This is a genomic window from Chryseobacterium phosphatilyticum (assembly GCF_002899825.2).
In the GTDB taxonomy this organism is placed as follows: Bacteria; Bacteroidota; Bacteroidia; order Flavobacteriales; family Weeksellaceae; genus Chryseobacterium; species Chryseobacterium phosphatilyticum.
This window is the reverse complement of record NZ_PPED02000001.1, coordinates 1,118,507-1,138,806: the sequence shown is the minus strand read 5'-3', so window position 1 is coordinate 1,138,806 and position 20,300 is coordinate 1,118,507. Positions and strand designations below refer to the sequence as shown.

Genomic DNA, 20,300 nt, shown 5'->3' with positions numbered 1-20,300 from the left:
GAATAGGGTTAATTGAATTTAGTTTTTGCAGATCCGAAAATCTCTCCGGTTTTTGGATTTTGAATAAAGGCTATGATTTCCCACTGATCAGGCGAAAAATTATCGGGAAGTTTGAAGGTGGTCGTTCCTTTATGTTGTGTATTCAATGAAATGGAGTTCTGGTGGTGAACGATTTGCCAGTGTTGTAAATAACGACCCTCATTTTCACCTTTACCAACATGAGTGGAAGATTGTTTTTCCACTAAATTGACAAGAAGTATATTGTTAGGATCTGCTGAAGGAGCTGAATATTGGATGGTAGCCTGATGGCCCGAAATTTTAGTGCTTAGACCTATGTCTGTATTTTTTGAGGTAAACAAGACTTTTTCAATAGCGGTTTTAATTGCATTACGGTCAGAACCCACCAATTCAGTTTGCCCGTTTACAACCAGTTGAGGTGTATACGTCTGTGATTTTAATATTCTGCTGTATTGCTGCTGTCTTTGTGAGTTTCCGGCAGAGCTGAATCTATCTTTCCATCCCAGACGGTTCCAGTAATCAACATGGTAGGAGAGGATATAAACAGGTTCGTTACTGTATTCTTTTTCAATTTGTCCCATCAGATTATCTGCCGTTGGGCAACTGGAACAACCTTCCGAGGTAAACAATTCAAGAACAGCAAAACCATGAGCTCCTGTGCCTGGATCAGAATGCTTTTGGGGGCTATTTTCTGTATGGACAAATGCAAAAGCAGCAAATAGTAATGAGGTGAACCCCCCGACTGTGATTAAGTTTTTTAGTATCATGTCTTTTAATTTGATTCAAAAGTAGATACTCTGCACAGCCAAAAGAATAGAAAAAGGGTTTAACCGGACAAATGAAAGGCTAAACCCTGAAAATATAAGTCGTAAAAATTGATAACTTTGAGTTGATCAATTTCTTCACTGAAATAAACCTCCTTGCAAAATTTATTTAATCAATTATCAATTATCAATTATCAATTATCAATTATCAATTATCAATTATTTTACTACTATCTCTCCTCCAGCCAGGTAAAGAAGCTATGGGTTTTCTCTTTATTGATCAATAGTTTTTCAGGTGTTTCAATAACGAGTTTCACAAGGATTTTACGCTGGAAATAATGTTCCATTTCCTTGATGGCTTTAAAATTAACAAGGTATTGCCTGTTGACTCTGAAGAACTGTTTATCCGAAACCTGTTCGGCAATCTGACCCAAAGATTGCGTAAGCTGAAATTGTTCCTTGGAAAAAGTAACAAGATGAGTTATTTCGTTATGGATATAAAAATAAGCTATGTTTTCTGTAGGAATAGTTGAGTATTTCTGATTTTTAAATACAAGAAAGTTGCTTTTACCTTCCGGTTGATTAATTTTTTGTAGCAATGATTCCAGATCGGGGAGTTCGTTTTTTTGGAAGAATTTTTTGAGTTCATCCACTTTTTTTAAAGCTTCGGCAATATCCTCCCGTGAAAAAGGCTTTAAAACATAATCGACCCCTTTGCTTTTAAAGGCATCCAGCATATATTGATCAAATGCAGTACAGAAAACAACGGGGCAGGTGATCTCTATGGCCTTGAAAATCTCAAATGAAAGCCCGTCGGAGAGATGGATGTCCATAAAAATAAGATCAGGCTTTATATCCTTTGATAAAGCGTCAATGCTTGCTTCAATACTGTCACATACTCCCAGAATCCGGGAGTCAGGTCTTAAATCTAAAACTAAATTCTGAAGTGATTTTGCAGCTCGGAATTCGTCTTCAATGATGATGATATTCATGAATTAATGGAAGTTTTATCTGAAAAATTTTTTCGTCTGAATGAATACTGATATCCTGTTCTAATAAATGTTTGTAGCGCATTTTAATATTATCGAGACCTACTCCTAAAGAGTCTTCAATGGCCATTTTTCGCTGAATAAGGTTTTCAATAATAAGAACATCGCTGGTATTGTATATTCTGATATATAAAGGTTTGCTTTGAGAAACTATATTGTGCTTGATGCAATTTTCGACCAGAAGCTGAAGGGTAAAAGGAGGGATAAGAGTGGAGTCTGTTTTTGAATCCAGTTCATTGGTAAAAATAATGCCGTCCCCAAAACGTGCTTTTTGAAGGAAAAGATAAGCGTCTACGATTTTCATTTCTTCCCGCACGCTGATAAGATCAAGCTTCCTGCTTTCTAGTGTAAACCGGTAAAAGTCTGAAAGCTTTACAACAAAATCAACAGTTTCCGGATCATTTGTTTCAGCCATTAGTTTTAAGGTGTTCAGACTGTTGAAAAGAAAATGAGGATTGATTTGTTGTTTCAGAAGTTCATATTGCGCTCCCAGATTATCGCTTTTTACCTTTTCCAATTCCAGTTGTACCTGCTGACCTGTATAATTGTTTTGCAATAAGGTCAAAAACATATAACATACCAGATTGATCAGGATTCCTCTCACTTCTACCATCAACATTATAGGACCAAAATTGATATGTGACAGAATCAGTTGCTGAATCCACGCCAGCCCAAACATAATCACCATCCCAAAAGCCAGAATGATCATAAGCTTTGAATAGGAAATATGCTGATTACGTTTTCCAGCAGTTTTATTCAGCATATAAATATTAATGTACCACATGATTACGGAGAATGCCGCGGTGAGTGCTGAATTTACAATGGCTTCTTTCCAGTTGAATTCATGGGAGGCAAGTTGAGGTACCGACGATAAGATTCCGAGGAAAACAGAACTTATCCAGATGACAGCTTGCGAGATTTTTATTTTTTGCTGTTGCATTAAAACTATTGATTTGAAGAGGTTAAATTAATGTTTTTGTTGAAATAATAAATAGCATATTATGATAAATAGGAAATGATTAATTCACTACACTTGTCTGTTTACTCCCTGTTATCATGTGTTTATCTGATTCTGGTCATCCTATCTACGAAAAAAGAACCTTGCGGCTCTTTTGATTAAGGTCTCTTGACAGGTTGATAACTCATGAAATATTGAACCCGCTCTTCCGGACGATGTTGCTTACTTTCCGCTGCTTCATTATTTTTAATATCATAAGAAATATTTCCCTCATTATCTGCCAGAATAGTTTCCACACTTACCAGCTCACCCGTTATTTTTCCTCCGAAATATTGAGGGTTGTCATGATAACGCCAGGTAACCAATTTCATAATACTTCCGTTTTGGGGCTTCGTATCTTGTGTTGACAGAGATTTCAATGCTTCCTGATTTCCATAGAGGGCAGACATTGTTTCTTTCCTGGGATTTAGGGATGTAGAAATAAATTTCAAATTCCCAGGATCAAAGACAACTCTCACCAGACCGTTGTCATTATTATTTTCTTTACTGCACGAGACAAGCGAAATACAACTTGCCAACAGGATTAATAGGATACTTTTCATTTTTTCTGTAGGTTTTGGATTAATCTTTGGGTATTTACTTTCATGGGAACATCAAACAGATAACCTGTTTTCTCTGACAATTGCCTGTGGCAGGCAATACATGATTCTTTGGCAAATGAAGCTGACTTTCCTGTTGGATGGAGATCATTTCCTGAAAATTTAGCGAATCCCCAGCCTTCCGTATCGGTATATTTTTTTGAATCTTTAACCATAAACTGGGCGTTAATAAATTCTCCGGCTCTGATTTCTCCGTCAGGAAGCTCCTGTTGTTTCCAGACCGATTTTACCACAATACTTCCGTCCGGCCACGGGTGGAAATTTTCTGTCTCAACAGCCTTTACGGCAATATCATTACCATAAATAACCCTGATGGAATTGTCAAACAATGTACTCATGCTGATCACTTTCCAGTTTTTAAAATCATCTGTGTATTTTACTCCATTGGGTGAAACAGGAAATTTTGAATGTTGAGTTACAGGTAGATTTGCAATGGCTTGATCAGCTGTACTTTTAGGTTTTGTTGACGGAGCACCCGCCAGTGACAGCGTATATTTTTTTATAATTTCCACATCTTTGGCTGTTATTTTGGAAGAAGGATGCAGAATCGTGTATTCATGGAGTGGCATTTTTCCACTTTGCATCATATTTAGGATGGCATACATTTTTCCCTTATGCTCAGCCGGAGAAAGCTTGTCCCATTCCGAAAAGTTGAGGATTTCTCTCGCTCTTTTGACATCTTTGTTAACTGCCCATGAAACAGGAGCTAGCTGATCATACCAACTCAAATTCTGCTGATTGGAATGACAATTGAAACATGAGTTTTCAAGAATGGAAATAACTTCCCGGGGAGCTTCTATTTTTCCGGTAACAGGTTTTCCTTCCAGAGGCTTGCTGAATAATTGTAATCCTCCGAAGATTCCCAAAATAGCCAGAAAGACTACGGCGATAGGATTTCTTTTTTTCTTTGCAGTATCCATAATGAGTATTGTTTTTATTTTCTTGCTCAAAAGTAGACTGTACAAACCTCTGATGAAATGTAAAGAAGGGTAAACCGGACAAATCATAAGCTCAACCTGGAATTTCGTCCGGCGAAAATTCAGGACAAAAAAATACCGGTAACTGATTTTCGGTATATATTGAAAAGGGGGTGTTTATAAAGTAATACCACCATCAATAACGATTTCTGTTCCGGTAATAAACCCGGAAATACTGTTGTCAGCCAGGTAGGTGACCAATTGTGCAACTTCTTCTGCAGTTCCCATCTTTTTCAATGGGATTTGTGCGGTGAGATTATTGTTGAGGTTTTTTAAGGTCTCTTTATCAAGTCCGGCTTTACTCATGATTTCCGTTTGTATAGGTCCGGGGCTGATCATATTAACTCTGATTTTTTTTGGAGCCAGTTCCGCTGCAGCTGTTTTAGCAATGGAATTCAAAGCAGCTTTGCTCGCCTGATAAACAGAACTGTTGGGTTTATAAGTAGATGCCACAATAGAGGAAAGGAAGATTACAGAAGAGCCTTCATATAATAATGGGGTTAGTTTGCTTAAAGTAAAATAAGCCCCGCGGAAATTAATGTTCATTACCTGATCAAAGTTTTCAACATCCATATTCTCAATTGGCATTATGCTTCCGGTAACCCCGGCATTAATAAACAGAATGTCAATTTTTCCAAATTGTCTTTCAACTTCACTTTTTAAGAGTTCAATATCCTCGAGACTAGACTGGTCTGCAATAAACGGAATAGCTCCAAGTTCTGCTGCCGCTTTTTCAACAGCTTCTTTTCTTCTTCCGGTAATGATCACGTTAGCACCTTGTGCAATGAGTTCTTTGGCTGCCGCATAGCCAATACCGCTGTTTCCGCCCGTTACAATGGCGAGTTTGTTATTGAATTTTTTCATTTCTTTTAAATTTTTGACAAAGTTATTTCAATTTGGTATACTTTTGTTATCAGTATCACAGAGTATACCAGTATCATCCGTGATATCATTTAACTTTGCAACTATGGAAAGAGATCAGACAGAAGAGCTAAGAGCGTTACAGGACACGCTTTATTTCATCGGAGGTAAATGGCGAATTCCTGTTATTAATTCGATTTGTAACGGGAACAGACGTTTTCGTGAGATAGAGAGAAGTATACCGGGAATTACAACCAGAATGCTTTCCAAAGAATTGAAAGATATGGAATTGAATAAACTTGTCAAAAGAACCGTTTATCCTGATACTCCTGTTCTCATTGAATATGAGCCCACCGAATATTGCAGAACATTTGGAAAGATCATCTCTGAAATGATTAATTGGGGAAGAGAACACAGAAGAGTAATAGTGGAAAATAGATAAGCGACTTATAAGCCGTTGACCTGAATAATAAATATGTGATTAACAGTCCCCTCCTCCGGAGGGGGCAAATCGTAGATTTGACGGGGCGGTTATAACCAGTAGATCAAGAAAAAAGCCCCTTGTAAAAAGGAGCTTTTTTTGTTATATATCAGATCGGAAATTAAATTCCGTCAATAATTTCATTTAAAACAGTACTTGGTCTCATCGCCTCATATGTTTTGTAAGTATCAGTTTTGTAGTAACCGTCAATGTTCTGAGGTTTACCTTGAGCACCAATTAGTTCAGCGTTGATTACTTCCTCGTTTTCCTTCATTGCCTGTGCAATCGGAGCAAATTGAGCAGCTAATTCAGCATCAGCAGTTTGGTTAGCCAGAGCTTCAGCCCAGTACATCGCTAAATAGAAGTGAGAACCTCTGTTATCTATTTGTCCTACTTTTCTTGCAGGAGATTTATCAGTAGCTAAGAATTTAGCGTTAGCTTCATCTAATGCATCAGCCAATACCTGAGATTTTGTATTGTTCTGAGTTTGTGCCAAATGTTCTAAAGAAGCCTGAAGTGCTAAGAATTCTCCTAAAGAGTCCCATCTTAAATATCCTTCTTCCAGGAATTGTTCAACGTGTTTTGGCGCGGAACCTCCGGCACCTGTTTCAAATAAACCACCACCGTTCATTAATGGAACAATAGAAAGCATTTTAGCAGAAGTACCTAGCTCAAGGATAGGGAAAAGGTCAGTTAAATAATCTCTCAATACATTTCCTGAAACAGAGATGGTATCTTTACCCTCTCTTGCTCTTCTTAATGTTTCAGTCATTGCATCTTTTACATCAAGAATTCTGATGTCAAGACCTGTTGTATCGTGATCAGCAAGATATTTTTCAACTTTTTTGATGATTTCTCTATCGTGAGCTCTTCCTTTGTCTAACCAGAAAATAGCCGGAGTATCAGACAATCTTGATCTGTTTACCGCCAGTTTTACCCAGTCCTGGATAGGAGCATCTTTAGTCTGACACATTCTGAAGATGTCATCTTTTTCTACTTTTTGAGAAAGAAGAACATTTCCTGCTTCATCCTGAACTTCTACAGTTCCGTTAGCTGATAACTGGAAAGTTTTATCGTGAGAACCATATTCTTCAGCCTTTTGAGCCATTAATCCAACGTTTGGAACAGATCCCATAGTGGTAGGATCTAATTTCCCGTGCGCTTTCATATCGTCGATTACCGACTGATAGAAACCTGCATAAGAACGATCCGGGATGATACAAACCGTATCTTCTTCATTTCCGTCCTTGTTCCACATTTTACCTCCGCCTCTTACAAGAGCAGCCATAGATGCGTCAACGATGATATCAGAAGGTACGTGGAAGTTTGTAATTCCTTTGTCAGAATTTACCATAGCCACTCTTGGTCCCTCAGCAAGAGCTTTTTCAATATCAGCTTTGATATCAGCTTCCTGAGCATTTCCTTTGATTTTATCAAAAAGATCAGCAAGACCATTATTAGGATTAATGTCTAAAGACTTGAAAGTCTCAGCATATTTAGCAAATACATCTTTGAAGAAAGTTTCAACGATAGCTCCGAAAATAATAGGATCAGAGATTTTCATCATTGTAGCTTTAAGGTGAGCAGAAAGAAGTACATTTCTTTTCTTAGCTTCCTCAATAGCCTCCTGAACAAATACTTTCAATGCATTTAAGTTCATTACAGAAGAGTCGATTACTTCTCCCGCCTGCAGACCCGCGAAATCTTTCAATAAAGTTTCAGATCCGTCATTTCCTTTGAATACGATTTTATATTTTGTAGCATTTTCCAGTGTGGTAGAGTTTTCTGTACCGTAGAAATCACCATTACTCATGTGAGCTACGTCAGTTTTGCTGTCAGATGCCCAGTCACCCATTCTGTGAGGGTTTGCTTTTGCATAGTTTTTAACAGCTTTTGGAGCACGTCTGTCAGAGTTCCCTTCTCTCAACACAGGGTTTACAGCACTTCCCAATACTTTAGCATATTTAGCCTTAATTGCCTTCTCATCATCGTTCTTAGGCTCTGCAGGGTAATTTGGAACTGCAAAACCTTTAGCTTGTAATTCTGCAATAGCTGCATCCAATTGTGGTACAGAAGCTGAAATATTTGGTAATTTGATAATATTAGCGTCAGGTTGAGTAGCCAGTTGACCTAGTTCTGATAAAGCATCACCGATTTTTTGATCATCTTTTAAAAATTCAGGAAAATTAGCTAAAATTCTTCCTGCTAAAGAAATATCCGGAACGGCAATCTCGATGTTTGCTGATTTGGTGAAAGCTTTTACAATAGGTAAAAACGAATGAGTAGCTAACATTGGAGCTTCATCAGTAAGTGTGTAATAGATTTTTGATTTGTCTGACATTATACTGTTGTTTTTTTATTTGAAATTTTAAGTCCCACAAATTTACTAAATATCATTGTTTTATTTGGATATTTCCATAAAAAAAGAAGTATTTTCATCTTTACTTTTATATTTACCTAATGCTACAGGTTCAGGTTCCATTAAATTATGCTTAAAGGTGATTGTTCAGCAGGAAATGATAATATATATTGCATCAATAGTAATACCTGTCAGACGAGCTTTTACTTTAAGATTAATTTAACCTTTAATTGAGCGGAAAAATTTTGTTTTTTGAGTACATTTGAAAAACTAAAAAAATAAATATTATGTCAACGACAATCACTTTAAAAGGAAACGAAGTACACACTATAGGAGCATTACCATCAGTAGGAACAACAATCAAAGATTTTGCTTTGGTAGATTCAGGTCTGAATGTAAAAACATTAGAGAACTTTGAAGGAAAGAAAAAAGTATTCAATATTTTCCCAAGTATTGATACTCCTACTTGTGCGGCTTCCAGCAGAAAATTCAATGAAGAGGCTTCTAATCTTAATAACACAGTAGTGATCAATGTTTCAAAAGATCTTCCGTTTGCATTAGGAAGATTCTGTGCAGCAGAAGGATTAAATAACGTAGAGACTCTTTCGGATTTCAGAAGCAGCTTTGGGGATGACTATGAAGTAACCATTACTGACTCTCCGTTGAAAGGCTTATTAAGCCGTGCAGTAATCGTTACAGACGAAAATAATAAAGTAGTCTATACGGAGCAGGTTTCGGAAATCGCTGATGAACCTAACTACAATGCAGCTCTCGCAGCATTGAAATAAATAAAATAATTTTTGTTAAAAAAGCCTTGCGAAAAGTAATTTTTTGCAAGGCTTTTTTTATTTTTATAGAACACAAATAAAAAATTATGGTTGATAATTATAGTAAGTTTGGAGATTTGTTTCAGGTAGATCACGAGCATTTTGATGAATTTTATGCTTTACTGAAAGATACAGAACTTTTGAAATCTGATTTTTTTTTAAGACAGGGAGAAAAATGCAAATATCTGGCATTCATTAAAAAAGGAACTATCAGATGCTTTTACATTAATGATCAGGGACGGGAAATTAATTTCGGATTCTATTTTGAAAATGAATTTTTTACGGATTATGAGAGTATACTTTGTGATACCCTGTCCAATATGAATATTCAGGCTCTTGAAAATTGTGAAATTTTATTGTTGAATAAAGATCATTTGCAGGCCCTTTATAAAAAAGAAGCTTATTGGCAAAAGTTTGGAAGGGTCATGAGTGAAAAAATCTACCTGGATGCCAAAAAAAGAATAGATGATCTATTGTGTCTTTCCCCTGAAAATAGATATCTCAAGCTTTTACAAAAAGAACCTCTTCTTTTTCAGAAGATTGCACAAAAACATATAGCAAGTTATCTTGGAGTAACAGAACAGTCCTTAAGCCGAATAAGAAGCAGAGTTGTGAATTAAATCTACGGTGATTACGTTTTAAGAGAGAGAGATACCACAAATTTTCGATCACAATCTTTTTAATTAACTTAAGTTAACGTACACAGGTATTTAAGATCGTAAATTTACTATCATCAAATTTTAATACTTATCATTATGGAACAAAAAGATGTAACCATTATTTTGGTACACGGAGCATGGGGCGATGGCTCTCACTGGCAATATGTTATTCCCTCTCTTGTAAAAGCGGGATATAAAGTACGAAGTGTTCAAAATCCTTTGACTTCGTTACAGGACGATATTAATAAAACTAAAGATCTCATTGATGCTCAGGATGGAAAAGTCCTTTTAGTAGGGCATTCCTATGGAGGGGCTGTTATTTCCGGAGCCGGGAATCATGATAAAGTAGTCGGGTTGGTTTATATAGCAGCTTTTGCTCCCGACGCAGGAGATAGTTTAGGAGCACTCTTAGGAAGAAGAGAGTCTCCGGGTGGAGCTAGTATTTATCCGGATAGCAAAGGGTTTCTATGGATCAAATACGATGAGTTTCAATCTGCTTTTTGTCAGGATCTGGATGACGAAAAAGCATTGGTCATGGCACTCTCGCAAAAGCCTATTCATGGGCAATGTTTCGGAGATGAAGCAGGCGAGCCGGCATGGAAGACAAAACCTAGCTGGTACCAGATTTCATCTCAGGACCGAATGATTCCTGCGGAAACAGAAAAAGAAATGGCAGAACGGCTTCAGCCTAAGAAAATAATTACTTTAAATGCAGGGCATGCTTCATTGGCCTCACATCCAAAAGAAGTTACAGAACTTATTCTGGAAGCGGCATCTTCTCTTTAATTCTCAGAAATGTATAAATATTGATCAGGCCTTGTGAAATTTTGTGTAATTTCACAAGGTTTTTTAATGATATAAACTTTTATACAATGGTTAAAAGAATCGTAACCAACATAAAAACCGATGATCTCTCAAAAGCCAATCTTTTTTATCATCAGATTTTAGGACTTGATATTTTGATGGATCATGGATGGATTAAAACTCTCGGAAGTGATGAAGAAGCAAAAATTCAGATTAGCTTTGCTACGCAAGGTGGTAACAATACTGAAGTACCGGATCTGTCCATTGAAGTTGACAATGTGGATGAGGTGTATGAAAGCATGAGAAAAGCAAATTTTGAAGTTATTTATGATATCACTGACGAAGAGTGGGCTGTTCGCCGGTTCTTTGTGAAAGATCCTTTCGGTAAACTGATTAACATACTTTCTCATCAATAAAAATAGATTTGACTAATGAAAGCAGAACAAATTATTCCTGTTCTCAGAATTTTCGATTATCACAAAACCCTTGAGTTCTATATCGACTGGCTAGGTTTTGAAATCGCCTGGGAGCATCATTTTGACGAAAATACTCCCGTTTACATGGAAGTAAAGAAAGATAATATTGTTCTTCATCTAAGTGAACATCACGGGGATGCAAGTCCCGGAAGCAGTGTTTTTGTCTGGGGAGAAGGAATTGCGGAGTATCATAAAGAGCTTATTGATAAAAAATACAAATACAATCGCCCCGGTCTTGAGAAAGCATTCTATGATGCCATCTCTTTCACTGTGCATGATCCTTTTGGTAATAAAATTATCTTCAATGAAAAATTTGATGCACAGAAACACAGTGTTTTACAATTTTACTCTAATGAGTGAAAGTAATCATTTTTTAATTTGATTTCTTTCACAATTGTTGATCTCTGAAGAATAAAGTCATTTTCAGGAAAAATGTAATAAAGACAAATAAAAATCGGAGTTCTATTTCATCAGGTAAGAAAATCTAAACAGCAAAAATCAATTTTACACTTCCATTCCCCATTCTCCTTCTCCAACATTAGCCCAAACGAATTGAATATATAGTTTTTGGGAGACTCCACTTGGATGTAGGCTCTTTTTCTACCCGCATCAAAAAGAACCCTGTGAAATTTAAAATTACCAAGATAATTGCTGTCTTTTGCACAACAGGGTATTCTTTTTTTTCCTTTAATAGACTCGATCTTATTGAAATCTATAGGAATGGATTGATTTGATCTGTTTTTGACTTCATTATAAATATAGTGATCACGAAGTGATTCTCGGATATCTGTAGGTAAGTCTATTGCGTAAAGGGTATCAGATATGCTGTAGGTGTATTGAGTATTGATATTCTTTGCATCTAAAAAATCAAGTGCATCGGCAAGACTTATCTTTTTTTCGGCTGCAATTTTTGATAATTCCTCCGGGTCTGTTTGTTTAAAAACGCATCTGTTGATTGTTAAATTCAGTATTTCATATTCATCCTTATCCAATGAATTACATGAGAAAAGACTGAAAGAAATAAGGATAGAGTAAATTATATTTTTCATTTATGTAAGAATCGGTTATTATTTCAGGACAAAAGTAGAAGAAAATAGATTATCAACGATTTTTTTGTTTAAATACTAAAGTTGACTCCAATCATGAATGCTTTAAAATTTTAAAACTAACTTTGTCCTTTACATCAGAAATGAAACGTTCAGGAACAGCAGATTTACCCCTTCACTATGGCAAAGTACCCCCTTGGCTGTATGAACGTATGTCTGTTCTTGGGCTTTCCATTGTGGAAGTAATCCTGATGGATTATGGTAAAGATGAAGTACTCCGCAGGTTAGCAGATCCCTTTTGGTTTCAGAGTTTTGGAGCAGTAATGGGAATGGACTGGCATTCTTCGGGGATTACCACTTCCGTGATGGGGGCTTTAAAACGTTCCATTAATCCCAATTCACAATCTCTGGGACTTTATATCTGTGGAGGAAAAGGAAAGTTCTCCAGAGAAACTCCTTCAGAGTTGATTCGCATTGCCGATAAAACAGGCTTGAATGGAACAGAACTCGTGAGAGCCAGTAAATTGTCAGCAAAAGTTGATAATACAGCCATACAGGATGGGTATCAATTGTATCTTCACAATTTTGTGTTATCTGATAACGGAAACTGGAGTGTTATTCAGCAAGGGATGCATGAATCTGACGGAACGGCAAGACGTTATCACTGGCATTCTGAAAATATAAAATCATTCGTTGAAGAACCTCATACGGGTATCAACGGGTTTTCACGAGGGAAAATTCTTAACCTTACAGATGCTGAAGCTTCCGAAAACCGAAAAGGAATTCTGGATATTTCTCATACAGATTCAGCAGAGGTTATGAGTGATTTTTCAAGACTTATCCTTCCTGATCATCACGATGTTCGTGCTTCTGATGTTGATTTGAAACGTTTAGGGGCTCTTTTGTATGTCACCCGTGAGCAGCAACCTCAGAATTTTGAAGATTTACTGATGCTGGAAGGGGTAGGGCCAAGAACAATGCAATCTCTGGCATTGGTTAGTGAAGTGATTCATGGGGCTCCGTCCAGGTTTAGAGATCCTGCCAGGTTTTCCTTTGCCCATGGGGGAAAAGATGGACATCCTTTCCCGGTGCCTGTCAATACTTATGATGAAAGCATAACAATTCTCAGAAAAGGAATAGAAAAATCCAAACTGGGAAATTCTGATAAGTTGAACACGCTCAACAAACTTCACCAGATTGTTGCTGCTACTGAGAAAAACTTTAGTCCTGATTTTGATATTCAGGAAGTTATTGAAGAAGAAAGACAAAATTCATGGCAGTTTGGAGGCAAGACCGTTTTTGGAGATGCACCGAAACCCAAATCACCACAATCTATTCAGTTATCATTATTTTAAGAGGTGTGTTTAAATTAAGTTTTGTGACTGATTGTATTTAATTACAGAGGGGTATGAGTGTTTTTTCAATATTATATTTTAATTTGTTTAATTTTTTTTACTATTAATCCAATTAAAAATTTTATTTTTAAAAACTTAAAAAAACATCAACACAATGACCAACCAAGCCCTCGAAATCTGTTATGATTTCCCCTTTTTCCTAAAAGAAGAACTGGATGAAATATTTCAGGCTCATGAAAAAGTGTTTTTCCAGAAAGGGGACACTATTCTTGAGGAAGGGAAAACCTCCAATGCCTATTATATTCTTGAAAAGGGTCTTGCACGTTCATATGTCAATGATTTTAACGGAAATGAAGTCACCACTCATTTTTTTGCAGATAATGAGATCATTATAGAAGTTTTATCACTCTTTCAAAGAATCCCGTCCCAGGAGAATATCGTTTGCATTACAGACTGTGAATGCCGGAAGCTTGATTTTGAAACTTTTGAGGAGTTGTTCCATAAAATCCCCAACCTCAGAGAATGGGGAAGAGCATGGATGTCTAAAGAGTTGTTTGCTTATAAACAACGGTCTGTAGAAATGTTTACCCTTTCTGCTACCAGAAGATATCTTAATCTGTTGGAGCAGAAATCTAAAGTCATACAGTTTGCCCCTTTAAAGCAAATTGCCTCCTATCTTGGAGTAACTGATACTTCCCTGAGTCGTATCCGAAAAGAACTGGTTTCGCATCCGAAGAAAATTTAAATCTTGTCTTAGGACAAGTAGGTTTTCATTACACCTTGGTAATTTTGGATAAAAGTTTAACACTAAAAATTACAAAATGAAAGCGAATCAAATTTACGTGAACTTTCCGGTGAAAGATATTCAGAAAACAAAAGAATTCTGGACAAAGCTGGGTTTTCCTATTAACGAACAATTTTCGGATGATAAAGCTGTGTGTGTGATGATGAATGAAGACAGCATCTACGTGATGTTCCTTGTAGAAGAATATTTTCAGACCTTTATAGACAGACCTATAGCCCCAGTCAATACCACCCGGTCTTTGGTTTCTATAGGTCTCAACAGTCGGGAAGAAGTTGATCAGGTGGTAAATACAGCGCTGGAAAATGGTGCTTATCAACATGAAGAACCTGAAGATTTCGGCTGGATGTATCAAAATTCTTTTTGGGATCCGGATGGACATGGTTGGAATATAATATTTGCTGATCCATCTCAAATGCCTGCACAGTAATAGATAAGCTGATGAAGCAATCAACACTTTTGAAAACAAAATTTCAACACAATTAAAAATTATCTTGCCTTAAGACAAGTAGAATTTTAACCTCTCTTGATAACTTTGATTCAGAGTTTAACACCAAAAATTTACAAAATGAAAATCAATCAGATTTATGTCAATTTACCTATAAAAGACGTACAAAAAACCAGAGCATTCTGGACAAAACTAGGCTTTTCTATCAATGAGCAATTTTCAGATGAGAAAGCCATATGTGTAGTAATGAAAGAAGATCTTATTTACAGCATGTTCCTGAAAGAAGAATTTTTCCAGACATTTACCAACAGACCTTATGCCAAAGGAGATACAACACAAGTGCTTCTTGCTATCGGGGTAAATAGTCGTGAAGAAGTGGATCATATGGTAAAAACAGCCCTTGAAAACGGAGGCTCCAAATACAGTGAACCAATGGATCACGGATGGATGTACCAAAGTGCTTTTGCAGATATCGATGGTCATCAATGGGAGGTAATGTACGGTGATATTTCTCAACTCCCTTCAGAATAACTTAATTAATCATATCATGGAAACACAATCAAACGAAATCGAATTTGTGAAAAATCAGGTTGATGTTAACTGTCAGGTTATTTTTATGAATATCGAAGGAATTACGCATGATGAATCAATGGTTTTTCCTGATGGCGAAGCCAATTGTATGAACTGGGTTTTAGGTCATCTGATCTATATCAGAAATGCACTTTTGAATGTGCTTGGAGAACAATCGGTTTGGGATGCTGAAATCTTTTCGTGCTACAACAGAGGAGCTATTGCTTTGGAACGGAAAAATGAATTTGTAAATTTTGAACAGTTGAAGTCTTATCTTAAACAATCTCAGGATAAACTTGATACAAGATTGGCTCTTCTGGACGAATTTAATTCAGAGAACGTCAAAGACATTGCAATTCTTTGTTTCCATGAAAACTATCACAGCGGTCAGCTCGGTTATATTCGAAGAATGTTGGGTAAACCCGGAGCTATAAAATAAACCCATCGAAAATCGCTAATAGGCTACTGTTTTTTAAGATGCGAAAACATTTATAACGTTTCGCAGATCAGAAAAGTTATGCAAATTTTTACGCGTGGAGATTTTCCCAGCAATTAAAAGTTTGTGCTAATCTATAAAAAATCAAAAAATGAAAACACCAAAATCAACAAAAATAGAAAACATCATTCCGGCTTATAGAATGCATACCCAAAGTTTTATCAACGTTTTGGATGGCATTTCGGAAGAAGATGGATTGAAAAGAATTGAAAATAAAACCAACCACATTGTATGGATGGCCGGAAACTTTGTCAATATGCGTTACGGATTGGGCGGAGTGCTGGGGCTGCAGGAACAGGATCCTAATAATGATCTGTTTTTTATGGGGAAAACGCTGGATGAAAGCCTCCAATATCCAAGTTTAGCAGAGCTTAAAAAGAACTTTCATGAAATTTCGCCAAAGGTATATCAAAAACTATTGGAAGTAACCGATGAAGAGCTTGATGAAATGTTTGAAATAGGAATGAATATCCCTTTCATTAAAGAAACTAAACTCAATTTTGCCGGCATGTGTATTGGTCGGGAAGATTATCTCAGCGGTCAAATAGGTTTAATGCGCAGGGTTTTTGACTATCCGGGAATGAAGTATGATGTCGATGAAAATATTAATTATTAACCGATGAATCCAGTTGAAACAGGATATAAACAGGTGAACGGGATCCAGATGTATTATGAAATCTATGGATCCGGAAAACCATTGGTATTGATCCATGGTGGAGGTTCGTCAATTTTATTCGATTTTAAGGAAGTCATTGAAAGAATGCACAATCAATTTCAACTCATCGGAATAGACCTTCAAAATCATGGGAGAAGCGGGCATCGTGATATCCCTGAAACTTTTGAACAGGATGCCCATGACGTTGTAGCTCTTTTAGCTGAACTTAATAATGACAGGGCTTCGTTCTGGGGATTCAGTAATGGAGGTAATACGGTGATGCAGATCGCCTATCGTTATCCTGAAGTAGCAGAAAATCTGGTGGTGGCATCAGCATTCTATAAAAGAAGCGGGATGATGGAGGGGTTCTTTGAATCTATGCAGAATGCCACTTTGGATTCTATGCCTGAACCACTGAAAATCAATTTTTTAAATCTTAGTCCGGATTTTTCCAAGCTGGAAAACCTGTTTGAAAAAGACAGCAAGAGAATGCAGACTTTTGAAGACTGGGATGATGAGGTCTTAGCTTCAATACAATGTCCCACATTATTTATCAGTGGAGATAAAGACGTTATGAAGCCGGAACATACAGTAGCGATGTGGCGTTTGGTGGAAGACTCTCAACTGATGATTCTTCCGGGAGTGCATGGAGCTTATATGATGGCAGATTTCGAGGGATATGTCGACAAAAATAGGATTGATTTTACCACTCGTGAAGTAGAAAAATTTTTACATAAGAATTAAACCGCAAATAGCAATTAAACCAATAAAACTATTGGTGATTCAAGAAAATAATAACATTTAAAATTAAAAATCATGGCTAAATTGAATCCGTACTTAAATTTTGATGGAACAGCTGAAGAAGCGTTCACTTTTTATCAGTCTGTTTTCGGAGGAGACTTCGTAGGAGGTATCCATAAGATGGGGAATGCTCCCGGTACAGAAAATCTTTCTGAAGAAGAAAAAAACAGAGTTATGCATATTGCTTTACCTATCGGAGGAGATCTTTTGATGGCCTCAGATATTGTTCCGGGTTTTGGGCAGACCTTAACAGTAGGAAATAACAATTATGTTTCTGTTTTTCCTGATTCAAGAGAAGAAGCAGAAAGAATTTTCAAAGGACTATCAGAAGGGGGAAATGTTGAAATGCCGCTTGAAGATCAGTTTTGGGGAGACTATTTTGGTAGCTTTCAGGATAAATATGGTACTCATTGGATGGTGAATTACAATGAGGAATACGGAAAATAATCTTATATTTAACTCATTATTAGAAAGAGTACCCATTTTGGGGTATCTCTTTCTATGAGTTCAATCATTTAAAAAGAAAGAACCATGGATCCAATTAAAATAGACATTACAATTTTAGCTCCGGTAGAAAAGGTTTGGAATTATTTCAATGAGCCTAAACATATTATGAAATGGAATTTTGCCCATGAAAGCTGGCAATGTCCCAGCTCTGAAAATGATCTGAAAGTAGGAGGGAAGTTCAAAAACAGAATGGAAGCGAAAGATAAAAGTTTCGGATTTGATTTTGAAGGAGTATATGATGAAGTGAGTCCTCACGAAAAAATAGAATACCATATTGCAGATGGGAGAAAAGTAGAAGTGATTTTCGAAAAGGTTGACGAAAATACAACGAAAATTATTGAAATCTTTGATCCTGAAAAACAAAATTCTGTGGAAATGCAGAGAGAAGGTTGGTATGCCATACTCAATAATTTTCACAAGTATGTAGAAAACCATTAAAAAAATTGTTGTAGCCATGATTAATTTAATTATCATGTCAAAAAGTTTGAATTCCATTTATGCTATTAATTATGATTCTACAGAAGAATTTCTTCACGGAGTGATTGCAATACCAGCAAGAAAAGCTTTGGGAAAAGAAAAAATAGATTCTCTGGAAAAACTATCGGAATATTCTGAAGAGGAAATTTTGCAACTTCACGGTTTCGGAAAAAATACGATTGTTAAACTAAAGAATTATATGAAAGAGAATCAGGTGTTTTTTAAAGAAGCATAGAACAGAAAAACAAGGAAATTGTATGTCATTGCCAATAAAGGGAGATTATTTCTTTATGGGTAAAGGCATAAGATTTCTTTTGCTATATCATTTTCTCGTCATGGGACACAATTTTCATAGTGATGATGGTTAGAAAATACAAAAGCATACGGTAGGTTATTATCTTCTTTACCATGTAACACCAGGATGGAAATCATTACATCAGCTCAAACTAAAATTTAACATTATGAATAACGATATTTTTCCATGTCTCTGGTATGACGGAGACGCCAAACAATCCGCAGAATTTTATTGTAAAGTTTTTGGGGGTGAGATTACTGCAGATACCCCTGTTGTAATGAATATTGATGTCTTTGGACAACGATTGATGTTGTTAAACGGAGGACCGCAATTCAAAAAAAATCCTTCTATTTCTTTTACGGTACTTTGTGACACAGAAGATGAGGTTCAGAAGTATTGGGATCAGCTGATAGACGGAGGAATGGCTCTAATGGAGCTGGGTTCCTATTCATGGAGTACAAAATACGGATGGGTACAAGACCAATATGGGGTGACGTGGCAGTTGTTTTTTGGAGAAAAAGAAGGTGAACAAAAAATCGTTCCTACTTTGATGTTTATTCATGAGAATAATGGCAAAGCCAAAGAAGCTATGGAGCTTTATACTCAAACTTTTCCTGATTCGAAGATAGGAAGCATTCTGACCTACGGACAAGGAAGTGAAGGCCACGATATCCAGGAGCCTTCAGAAAGTGTTCAGCATGCCCAGTTTATCATTGATCACTATAATTTATATTGTATGGATAATTCCTACGATCATCAGTTTGATTTTAATGAAGGAATTTCACTGGTGGTAATGACCGATGATCAGCAACAGACCGATCAATACTGGAATACCCTTACAGCTGATGGCGGGAGAGAAAGTATGTGCGGGTGGTTGAAAGATAAATATGGATTGAGCTGGCAGATTGTTCCTAAAAAATTGATTCAGTTAATGAATGATTCTAATCAGGAAAAAGCATACAAAGTGGTGCAGGCTATGATGAAAATGCAGAAAATTATCATACAGGATCTGGAAGACGCTTATAATTCTTAAAATTATTTCGGCTTATTGTTTGATGTGATTTAGAGAAAAGATTTGCTTATGAAAACACAGAACAAATCACAATCTAAATCAAAAGTCCCTAAAGAAGGTCTGTTCCCGGAGATTATCCGGAATGATTATCGGGGAAGTCAGAAATTAAAGGAAAAGAAAGCTGTTATTTCTGGCGGAGATAGTGGAATAGGGCAGGCAGTAGCCGTTCATTTTGCCAGAGAAGGAGCAGATGTTGCCATCATTTATAAAGAAAGTGATGACGATGCCAAAGAAACCCAAAAACTGGTTGAAAAAGAAGGACAAAAGTGCTTGCTCATCAAGGGAGACCTTAAAAGAAAGGCTTTTAGAACAAAGTGCGTGGAGAGGATTAAATCAGAGTGGAAAACCTTGGATATTCTTGTTAATAATGCAGGAATTCATACTTCAAAAAGCAGTCTGGAAAAAATTTCTGATGAACAAATTCAGGAAACATTTGATACCAATATCATTTCTATGATTTCTTTCACCAGAAATTTTCTTCCTTTGATTAAAAAAGGAGGGCGGATCATTTGTACAACATCTGTCACAGCCTATCGTGGTAGCGATCACCTGATTGATTATGCTGCTACTAAAGGAGCTGTTTTGTCTTTTATCCGGTCATTAGCTGATAATCTTGCCGAAAAAAAAATACTGGTTAACGGAATTGCTCCCGGACCTATCTGGACACCACTTGTTAAAGAAGCGTTTGATAACCTTACAACATTTGGGAAAGATACTCCTTTGAAAAGAGCGGGTCAGCCTTCGGAAGTAGCCCCTGCATATGTCTTTCTGGCTTCTAAGGATGCAAGTTACATTACAGGAGAAGTCATTCATATCAACGGAGGAGATTTTGTAGGCGGATAAATGAAAGTTACAAATTCAGAAACTCCAGTTGAATATTTATC

26 protein-coding genes are annotated in these 20,300 nt (G+C 36.6%); 18 read left to right on the top strand and 8 right to left on the bottom strand.

The features are described 5' to 3' along the window. Window positions 1-8: 8 nt before the first annotated feature. The 6 genes from C1631_RS05220 to C1631_RS05195 form a co-directional block, all read right to left on the bottom strand. Entirely contained in the window at window positions 9-785 is a 777-nt protein-coding gene (locus C1631_RS05220) for a DUF1223 domain-containing protein (RefSeq protein WP_109710900.1), read from the bottom strand. A gap of 227 nt (window positions 786-1,012) precedes the next feature. After that, window positions 1,013-1,774 carry a LytR/AlgR family response regulator transcription factor gene (locus tag C1631_RS05215; protein WP_109710898.1) on the bottom strand — a complete coding sequence of 254 codons (762 nt, stop codon included), beginning with the start codon at window positions 1,772-1,774 and terminating at the stop codon, window positions 1,013-1,015. Further along, a complete protein-coding gene (locus C1631_RS05210) occupies window positions 1,755-2,771 on the bottom strand; it encodes a sensor histidine kinase (RefSeq protein ID WP_109710896.1) in 1,017 nt (338 codons plus the stop codon). The genes C1631_RS05215 and C1631_RS05210 overlap by 20 nt, the downstream gene beginning before the upstream one ends. A gap of 176 nt (window positions 2,772-2,947) precedes the next feature. Next, window positions 2,948-3,391, bottom strand: coding sequence for a hypothetical protein (locus tag C1631_RS05205; protein ID WP_109710894.1), 444 nt, complete (start codon window positions 3,389-3,391; stop codon window positions 2,948-2,950). Continuing rightward, on the bottom strand, window positions 3,388-4,368 hold the full coding sequence (locus C1631_RS05200) for a heme-binding domain-containing protein (RefSeq protein WP_109710892.1): 981 nt from the start codon (window positions 4,366-4,368) through the stop codon (window positions 3,388-3,390). The genes C1631_RS05205 and C1631_RS05200 overlap by 4 nt, the downstream gene beginning before the upstream one ends. Before the next feature lie 174 nt (window positions 4,369-4,542). Continuing rightward, complete coding sequence (locus C1631_RS05195; protein WP_165828234.1) at window positions 4,543-5,289, bottom strand: SDR family oxidoreductase; 747 nt, start codon at window positions 5,287-5,289, stop codon at window positions 4,543-4,545. Between the two features lie 103 nt (window positions 5,290-5,392). On the opposite strand from C1631_RS05195, the gene C1631_RS05190 reads away from it, so the two are divergent. After that, window positions 5,393-5,728, top strand: coding sequence for a winged helix-turn-helix transcriptional regulator (locus tag C1631_RS05190; protein WP_103248611.1), 336 nt, complete (start codon window positions 5,393-5,395; stop codon window positions 5,726-5,728). A 160-nt stretch (window positions 5,729-5,888) separates the two neighbouring features. Here the strand turns inward: C1631_RS05190 and C1631_RS05185 are convergent, their stop codons facing one another. Next, entirely contained in the window at window positions 5,889-8,108 is a 2,220-nt protein-coding gene (locus tag C1631_RS05185) for an NADP-dependent isocitrate dehydrogenase (RefSeq protein WP_103248612.1), read from the bottom strand. A 305-nt stretch (window positions 8,109-8,413) separates the two neighbouring features. Here C1631_RS05185 and tpx point away from each other — a divergent pair, with 305 nt between their 5' ends. The 5 genes from tpx to C1631_RS05160 all read left to right on the top strand — a co-directional run bounded on the left by tpx (window position 8,414) and on the right by C1631_RS05160 (window position 11,252). Next, on the top strand, window positions 8,414-8,914 hold the full coding sequence (tpx, locus tag C1631_RS05180; protein WP_103248613.1) for a thiol peroxidase: 501 nt from the start codon (window positions 8,414-8,416) through the stop codon (window positions 8,912-8,914). 86 nt (window positions 8,915-9,000) lie between these two features. Then, window positions 9,001-9,573 (top strand): Crp/Fnr family transcriptional regulator, encoded by a 573-nt coding sequence (locus C1631_RS05175; RefSeq protein ID WP_103248614.1) that lies wholly within the window; start codon window positions 9,001-9,003, stop codon window positions 9,571-9,573. Between the two features lie 135 nt (window positions 9,574-9,708). Next, on the top strand, window positions 9,709-10,398 hold the full coding sequence (locus C1631_RS05170; protein WP_109710890.1) for an alpha/beta hydrolase: 690 nt from the start codon (window positions 9,709-9,711) through the stop codon (window positions 10,396-10,398). A gap of 86 nt (window positions 10,399-10,484) precedes the next feature. Continuing rightward, window positions 10,485-10,832, top strand: a complete 348-nt coding sequence (locus C1631_RS05165; RefSeq protein WP_109710888.1) for a VOC family protein — start codon at window positions 10,485-10,487, stop codon at window positions 10,830-10,832. A gap of 15 nt (window positions 10,833-10,847) precedes the next feature. Continuing rightward, complete coding sequence (locus C1631_RS05160; RefSeq protein ID WP_103248348.1) at window positions 10,848-11,252, top strand: glyoxalase superfamily protein; 405 nt, start codon at window positions 10,848-10,850, stop codon at window positions 11,250-11,252. Between the two features lie 110 nt (window positions 11,253-11,362). Here C1631_RS05160 and C1631_RS05155 read toward each other — a convergent pair whose 3' ends face one another. Beyond that, the gene (locus C1631_RS05155) at window positions 11,363-11,941 is read right to left on the bottom strand and encodes a hypothetical protein (RefSeq protein ID WP_103248349.1); all 579 of its coding nucleotides are present in this window, start codon (window positions 11,939-11,941) and stop codon (window positions 11,363-11,365) included. Window positions 11,942-12,081: 140 nt separating this feature from the next. Between C1631_RS05155 and C1631_RS05150 the strand changes: the two genes are divergently transcribed. The 12 genes from C1631_RS05150 (at window position 12,082) to C1631_RS05095 (ending at window position 20,259) form a co-directional block, all read left to right on the top strand. Next, window positions 12,082-13,293 carry a DUF763 domain-containing protein gene (locus C1631_RS05150; RefSeq protein ID WP_109710886.1) on the top strand — a complete coding sequence of 404 codons (1,212 nt, stop codon included), beginning with the start codon at window positions 12,082-12,084 and terminating at the stop codon, window positions 13,291-13,293. A 154-nt stretch (window positions 13,294-13,447) separates the two neighbouring features. Further along, entirely contained in the window at window positions 13,448-14,038 is a 591-nt protein-coding gene (locus C1631_RS05145) for a Crp/Fnr family transcriptional regulator (protein ID WP_103248350.1), read from the top strand. 76 nt (window positions 14,039-14,114) lie between these two features. Then, window positions 14,115-14,525, top strand: coding sequence for a VOC family protein (locus tag C1631_RS05140; protein WP_103248351.1), 411 nt, complete (start codon window positions 14,115-14,117; stop codon window positions 14,523-14,525). A gap of 138 nt (window positions 14,526-14,663) precedes the next feature. Further along, window positions 14,664-15,074, top strand: a complete 411-nt coding sequence (locus C1631_RS05135; protein WP_103248352.1) for a VOC family protein — start codon at window positions 14,664-14,666, stop codon at window positions 15,072-15,074. A gap of 16 nt (window positions 15,075-15,090) precedes the next feature. Further along, window positions 15,091-15,552, top strand: coding sequence for a DinB family protein (locus C1631_RS05130; protein ID WP_103248353.1), 462 nt, complete (start codon window positions 15,091-15,093; stop codon window positions 15,550-15,552). Window positions 15,553-15,700: 148 nt separating this feature from the next. Continuing rightward, entirely contained in the window at window positions 15,701-16,225 is a 525-nt protein-coding gene (locus C1631_RS05125; protein ID WP_109710884.1) for a DinB family protein, read from the top strand. Window positions 16,226-16,228: 3 nt separating this feature from the next. Further along, window positions 16,229-17,008, top strand: coding sequence for an alpha/beta fold hydrolase (locus tag C1631_RS05120; protein WP_103248354.1), 780 nt, complete (start codon window positions 16,229-16,231; stop codon window positions 17,006-17,008). A 72-nt stretch (window positions 17,009-17,080) separates the two neighbouring features. Next, window positions 17,081-17,512: a VOC family protein gene (locus tag C1631_RS05115; protein WP_103248355.1), complete on the top strand. Its 432-nt coding sequence runs from the start codon at window positions 17,081-17,083 to the stop codon at window positions 17,510-17,512. 84 nt (window positions 17,513-17,596) lie between these two features. Next, window positions 17,597-18,010, top strand: a complete 414-nt coding sequence (locus tag C1631_RS05110) for an SRPBCC family protein (protein ID WP_103248356.1) — start codon at window positions 17,597-17,599, stop codon at window positions 18,008-18,010. Window positions 18,011-18,026: 16 nt separating this feature from the next. Then, window positions 18,027-18,284, top strand: coding sequence for a helix-hairpin-helix domain-containing protein (locus C1631_RS05105; RefSeq protein WP_228441027.1), 258 nt, complete (start codon window positions 18,027-18,029; stop codon window positions 18,282-18,284). Window positions 18,285-18,510: 226 nt separating this feature from the next. Further along, on the top strand, window positions 18,511-19,377 hold the full coding sequence (locus C1631_RS05100) for a VOC family protein (RefSeq protein ID WP_109710882.1): 867 nt from the start codon (window positions 18,511-18,513) through the stop codon (window positions 19,375-19,377). A gap of 48 nt (window positions 19,378-19,425) precedes the next feature. Next, window positions 19,426-20,259 carry an SDR family oxidoreductase gene (locus C1631_RS05095; protein ID WP_103248778.1) on the top strand — a complete coding sequence of 278 codons (834 nt, stop codon included), beginning with the start codon at window positions 19,426-19,428 and terminating at the stop codon, window positions 20,257-20,259. Window positions 20,260-20,300: the final 41 nt, after the last annotated feature.

Excerpts from the sequence above, each read along its gene's own strand:
- C1631_RS05220 (WP_109710900.1), bottom strand. The coding sequence starts at position 785 with ATGATACTAAAAAACTTAATCACAGTCGGGGGGTTCACCTCATTACTA.
- C1631_RS05215 (WP_109710898.1), bottom strand. The coding sequence starts at position 1,774 with ATGAATATCATCATCATTGAAGACGAATTCCGAGCTGCAAAATCACTT.
- C1631_RS05210 (WP_109710896.1), bottom strand. The coding sequence starts at position 2,771 with ATGCAACAGCAAAAAATAAAAATCTCGCAAGCTGTCATCTGGATAAGT.
- C1631_RS05205 (WP_109710894.1), bottom strand. The coding sequence starts at position 3,391 with ATGAAAAGTATCCTATTAATCCTGTTGGCAAGTTGTATTTCGCTTGTC.
- C1631_RS05200 (WP_109710892.1), bottom strand. The coding sequence starts at position 4,368 with ATGGATACTGCAAAGAAAAAAAGAAATCCTATCGCCGTAGTCTTTCTG.
- C1631_RS05195 (WP_165828234.1), bottom strand. The coding sequence starts at position 5,289 with ATGAAAAAATTCAATAACAAACTCGCCATTGTAACGGGCGGAAACAGC.
- C1631_RS05190 (WP_103248611.1), top strand. The coding sequence starts at position 5,393 with ATGGAAAGAGATCAGACAGAAGAGCTAAGAGCGTTACAGGACACGCTT.
- C1631_RS05185 (WP_103248612.1), bottom strand. The coding sequence starts at position 8,108 with ATGTCAGACAAATCAAAAATCTATTACACACTTACTGATGAAGCTCCA.
- tpx (WP_103248613.1), top strand. The coding sequence starts at position 8,414 with ATGTCAACGACAATCACTTTAAAAGGAAACGAAGTACACACTATAGGA.
- C1631_RS05175 (WP_103248614.1), top strand. The coding sequence starts at position 9,001 with ATGGTTGATAATTATAGTAAGTTTGGAGATTTGTTTCAGGTAGATCAC.
- C1631_RS05170 (WP_109710890.1), top strand. The coding sequence starts at position 9,709 with ATGGAACAAAAAGATGTAACCATTATTTTGGTACACGGAGCATGGGGC.
- C1631_RS05165 (WP_109710888.1), top strand. The coding sequence starts at position 10,485 with ATGGTTAAAAGAATCGTAACCAACATAAAAACCGATGATCTCTCAAAA.
- C1631_RS05160 (WP_103248348.1), top strand. The coding sequence starts at position 10,848 with ATGAAAGCAGAACAAATTATTCCTGTTCTCAGAATTTTCGATTATCAC.
- C1631_RS05155 (WP_103248349.1), bottom strand. The coding sequence starts at position 11,941 with ATGAAAAATATAATTTACTCTATCCTTATTTCTTTCAGTCTTTTCTCA.
- C1631_RS05150 (WP_109710886.1), top strand. The coding sequence starts at position 12,082 with ATGAAACGTTCAGGAACAGCAGATTTACCCCTTCACTATGGCAAAGTA.
- C1631_RS05145 (WP_103248350.1), top strand. The coding sequence starts at position 13,448 with ATGACCAACCAAGCCCTCGAAATCTGTTATGATTTCCCCTTTTTCCTA.
- C1631_RS05140 (WP_103248351.1), top strand. The coding sequence starts at position 14,115 with ATGAAAGCGAATCAAATTTACGTGAACTTTCCGGTGAAAGATATTCAG.
- C1631_RS05135 (WP_103248352.1), top strand. The coding sequence starts at position 14,664 with ATGAAAATCAATCAGATTTATGTCAATTTACCTATAAAAGACGTACAA.
- C1631_RS05130 (WP_103248353.1), top strand. The coding sequence starts at position 15,091 with ATGGAAACACAATCAAACGAAATCGAATTTGTGAAAAATCAGGTTGAT.
- C1631_RS05125 (WP_109710884.1), top strand. The coding sequence starts at position 15,701 with ATGAAAACACCAAAATCAACAAAAATAGAAAACATCATTCCGGCTTAT.
- C1631_RS05120 (WP_103248354.1), top strand. The coding sequence starts at position 16,229 with ATGAATCCAGTTGAAACAGGATATAAACAGGTGAACGGGATCCAGATG.
- C1631_RS05115 (WP_103248355.1), top strand. The coding sequence starts at position 17,081 with ATGGCTAAATTGAATCCGTACTTAAATTTTGATGGAACAGCTGAAGAA.
- C1631_RS05110 (WP_103248356.1), top strand. The coding sequence starts at position 17,597 with ATGGATCCAATTAAAATAGACATTACAATTTTAGCTCCGGTAGAAAAG.
- C1631_RS05105 (WP_228441027.1), top strand. The coding sequence starts at position 18,027 with ATGATTAATTTAATTATCATGTCAAAAAGTTTGAATTCCATTTATGCT.
- C1631_RS05100 (WP_109710882.1), top strand. The coding sequence starts at position 18,511 with ATGAATAACGATATTTTTCCATGTCTCTGGTATGACGGAGACGCCAAA.
- C1631_RS05095 (WP_103248778.1), top strand. The coding sequence starts at position 19,426 with ATGAAAACACAGAACAAATCACAATCTAAATCAAAAGTCCCTAAAGAA.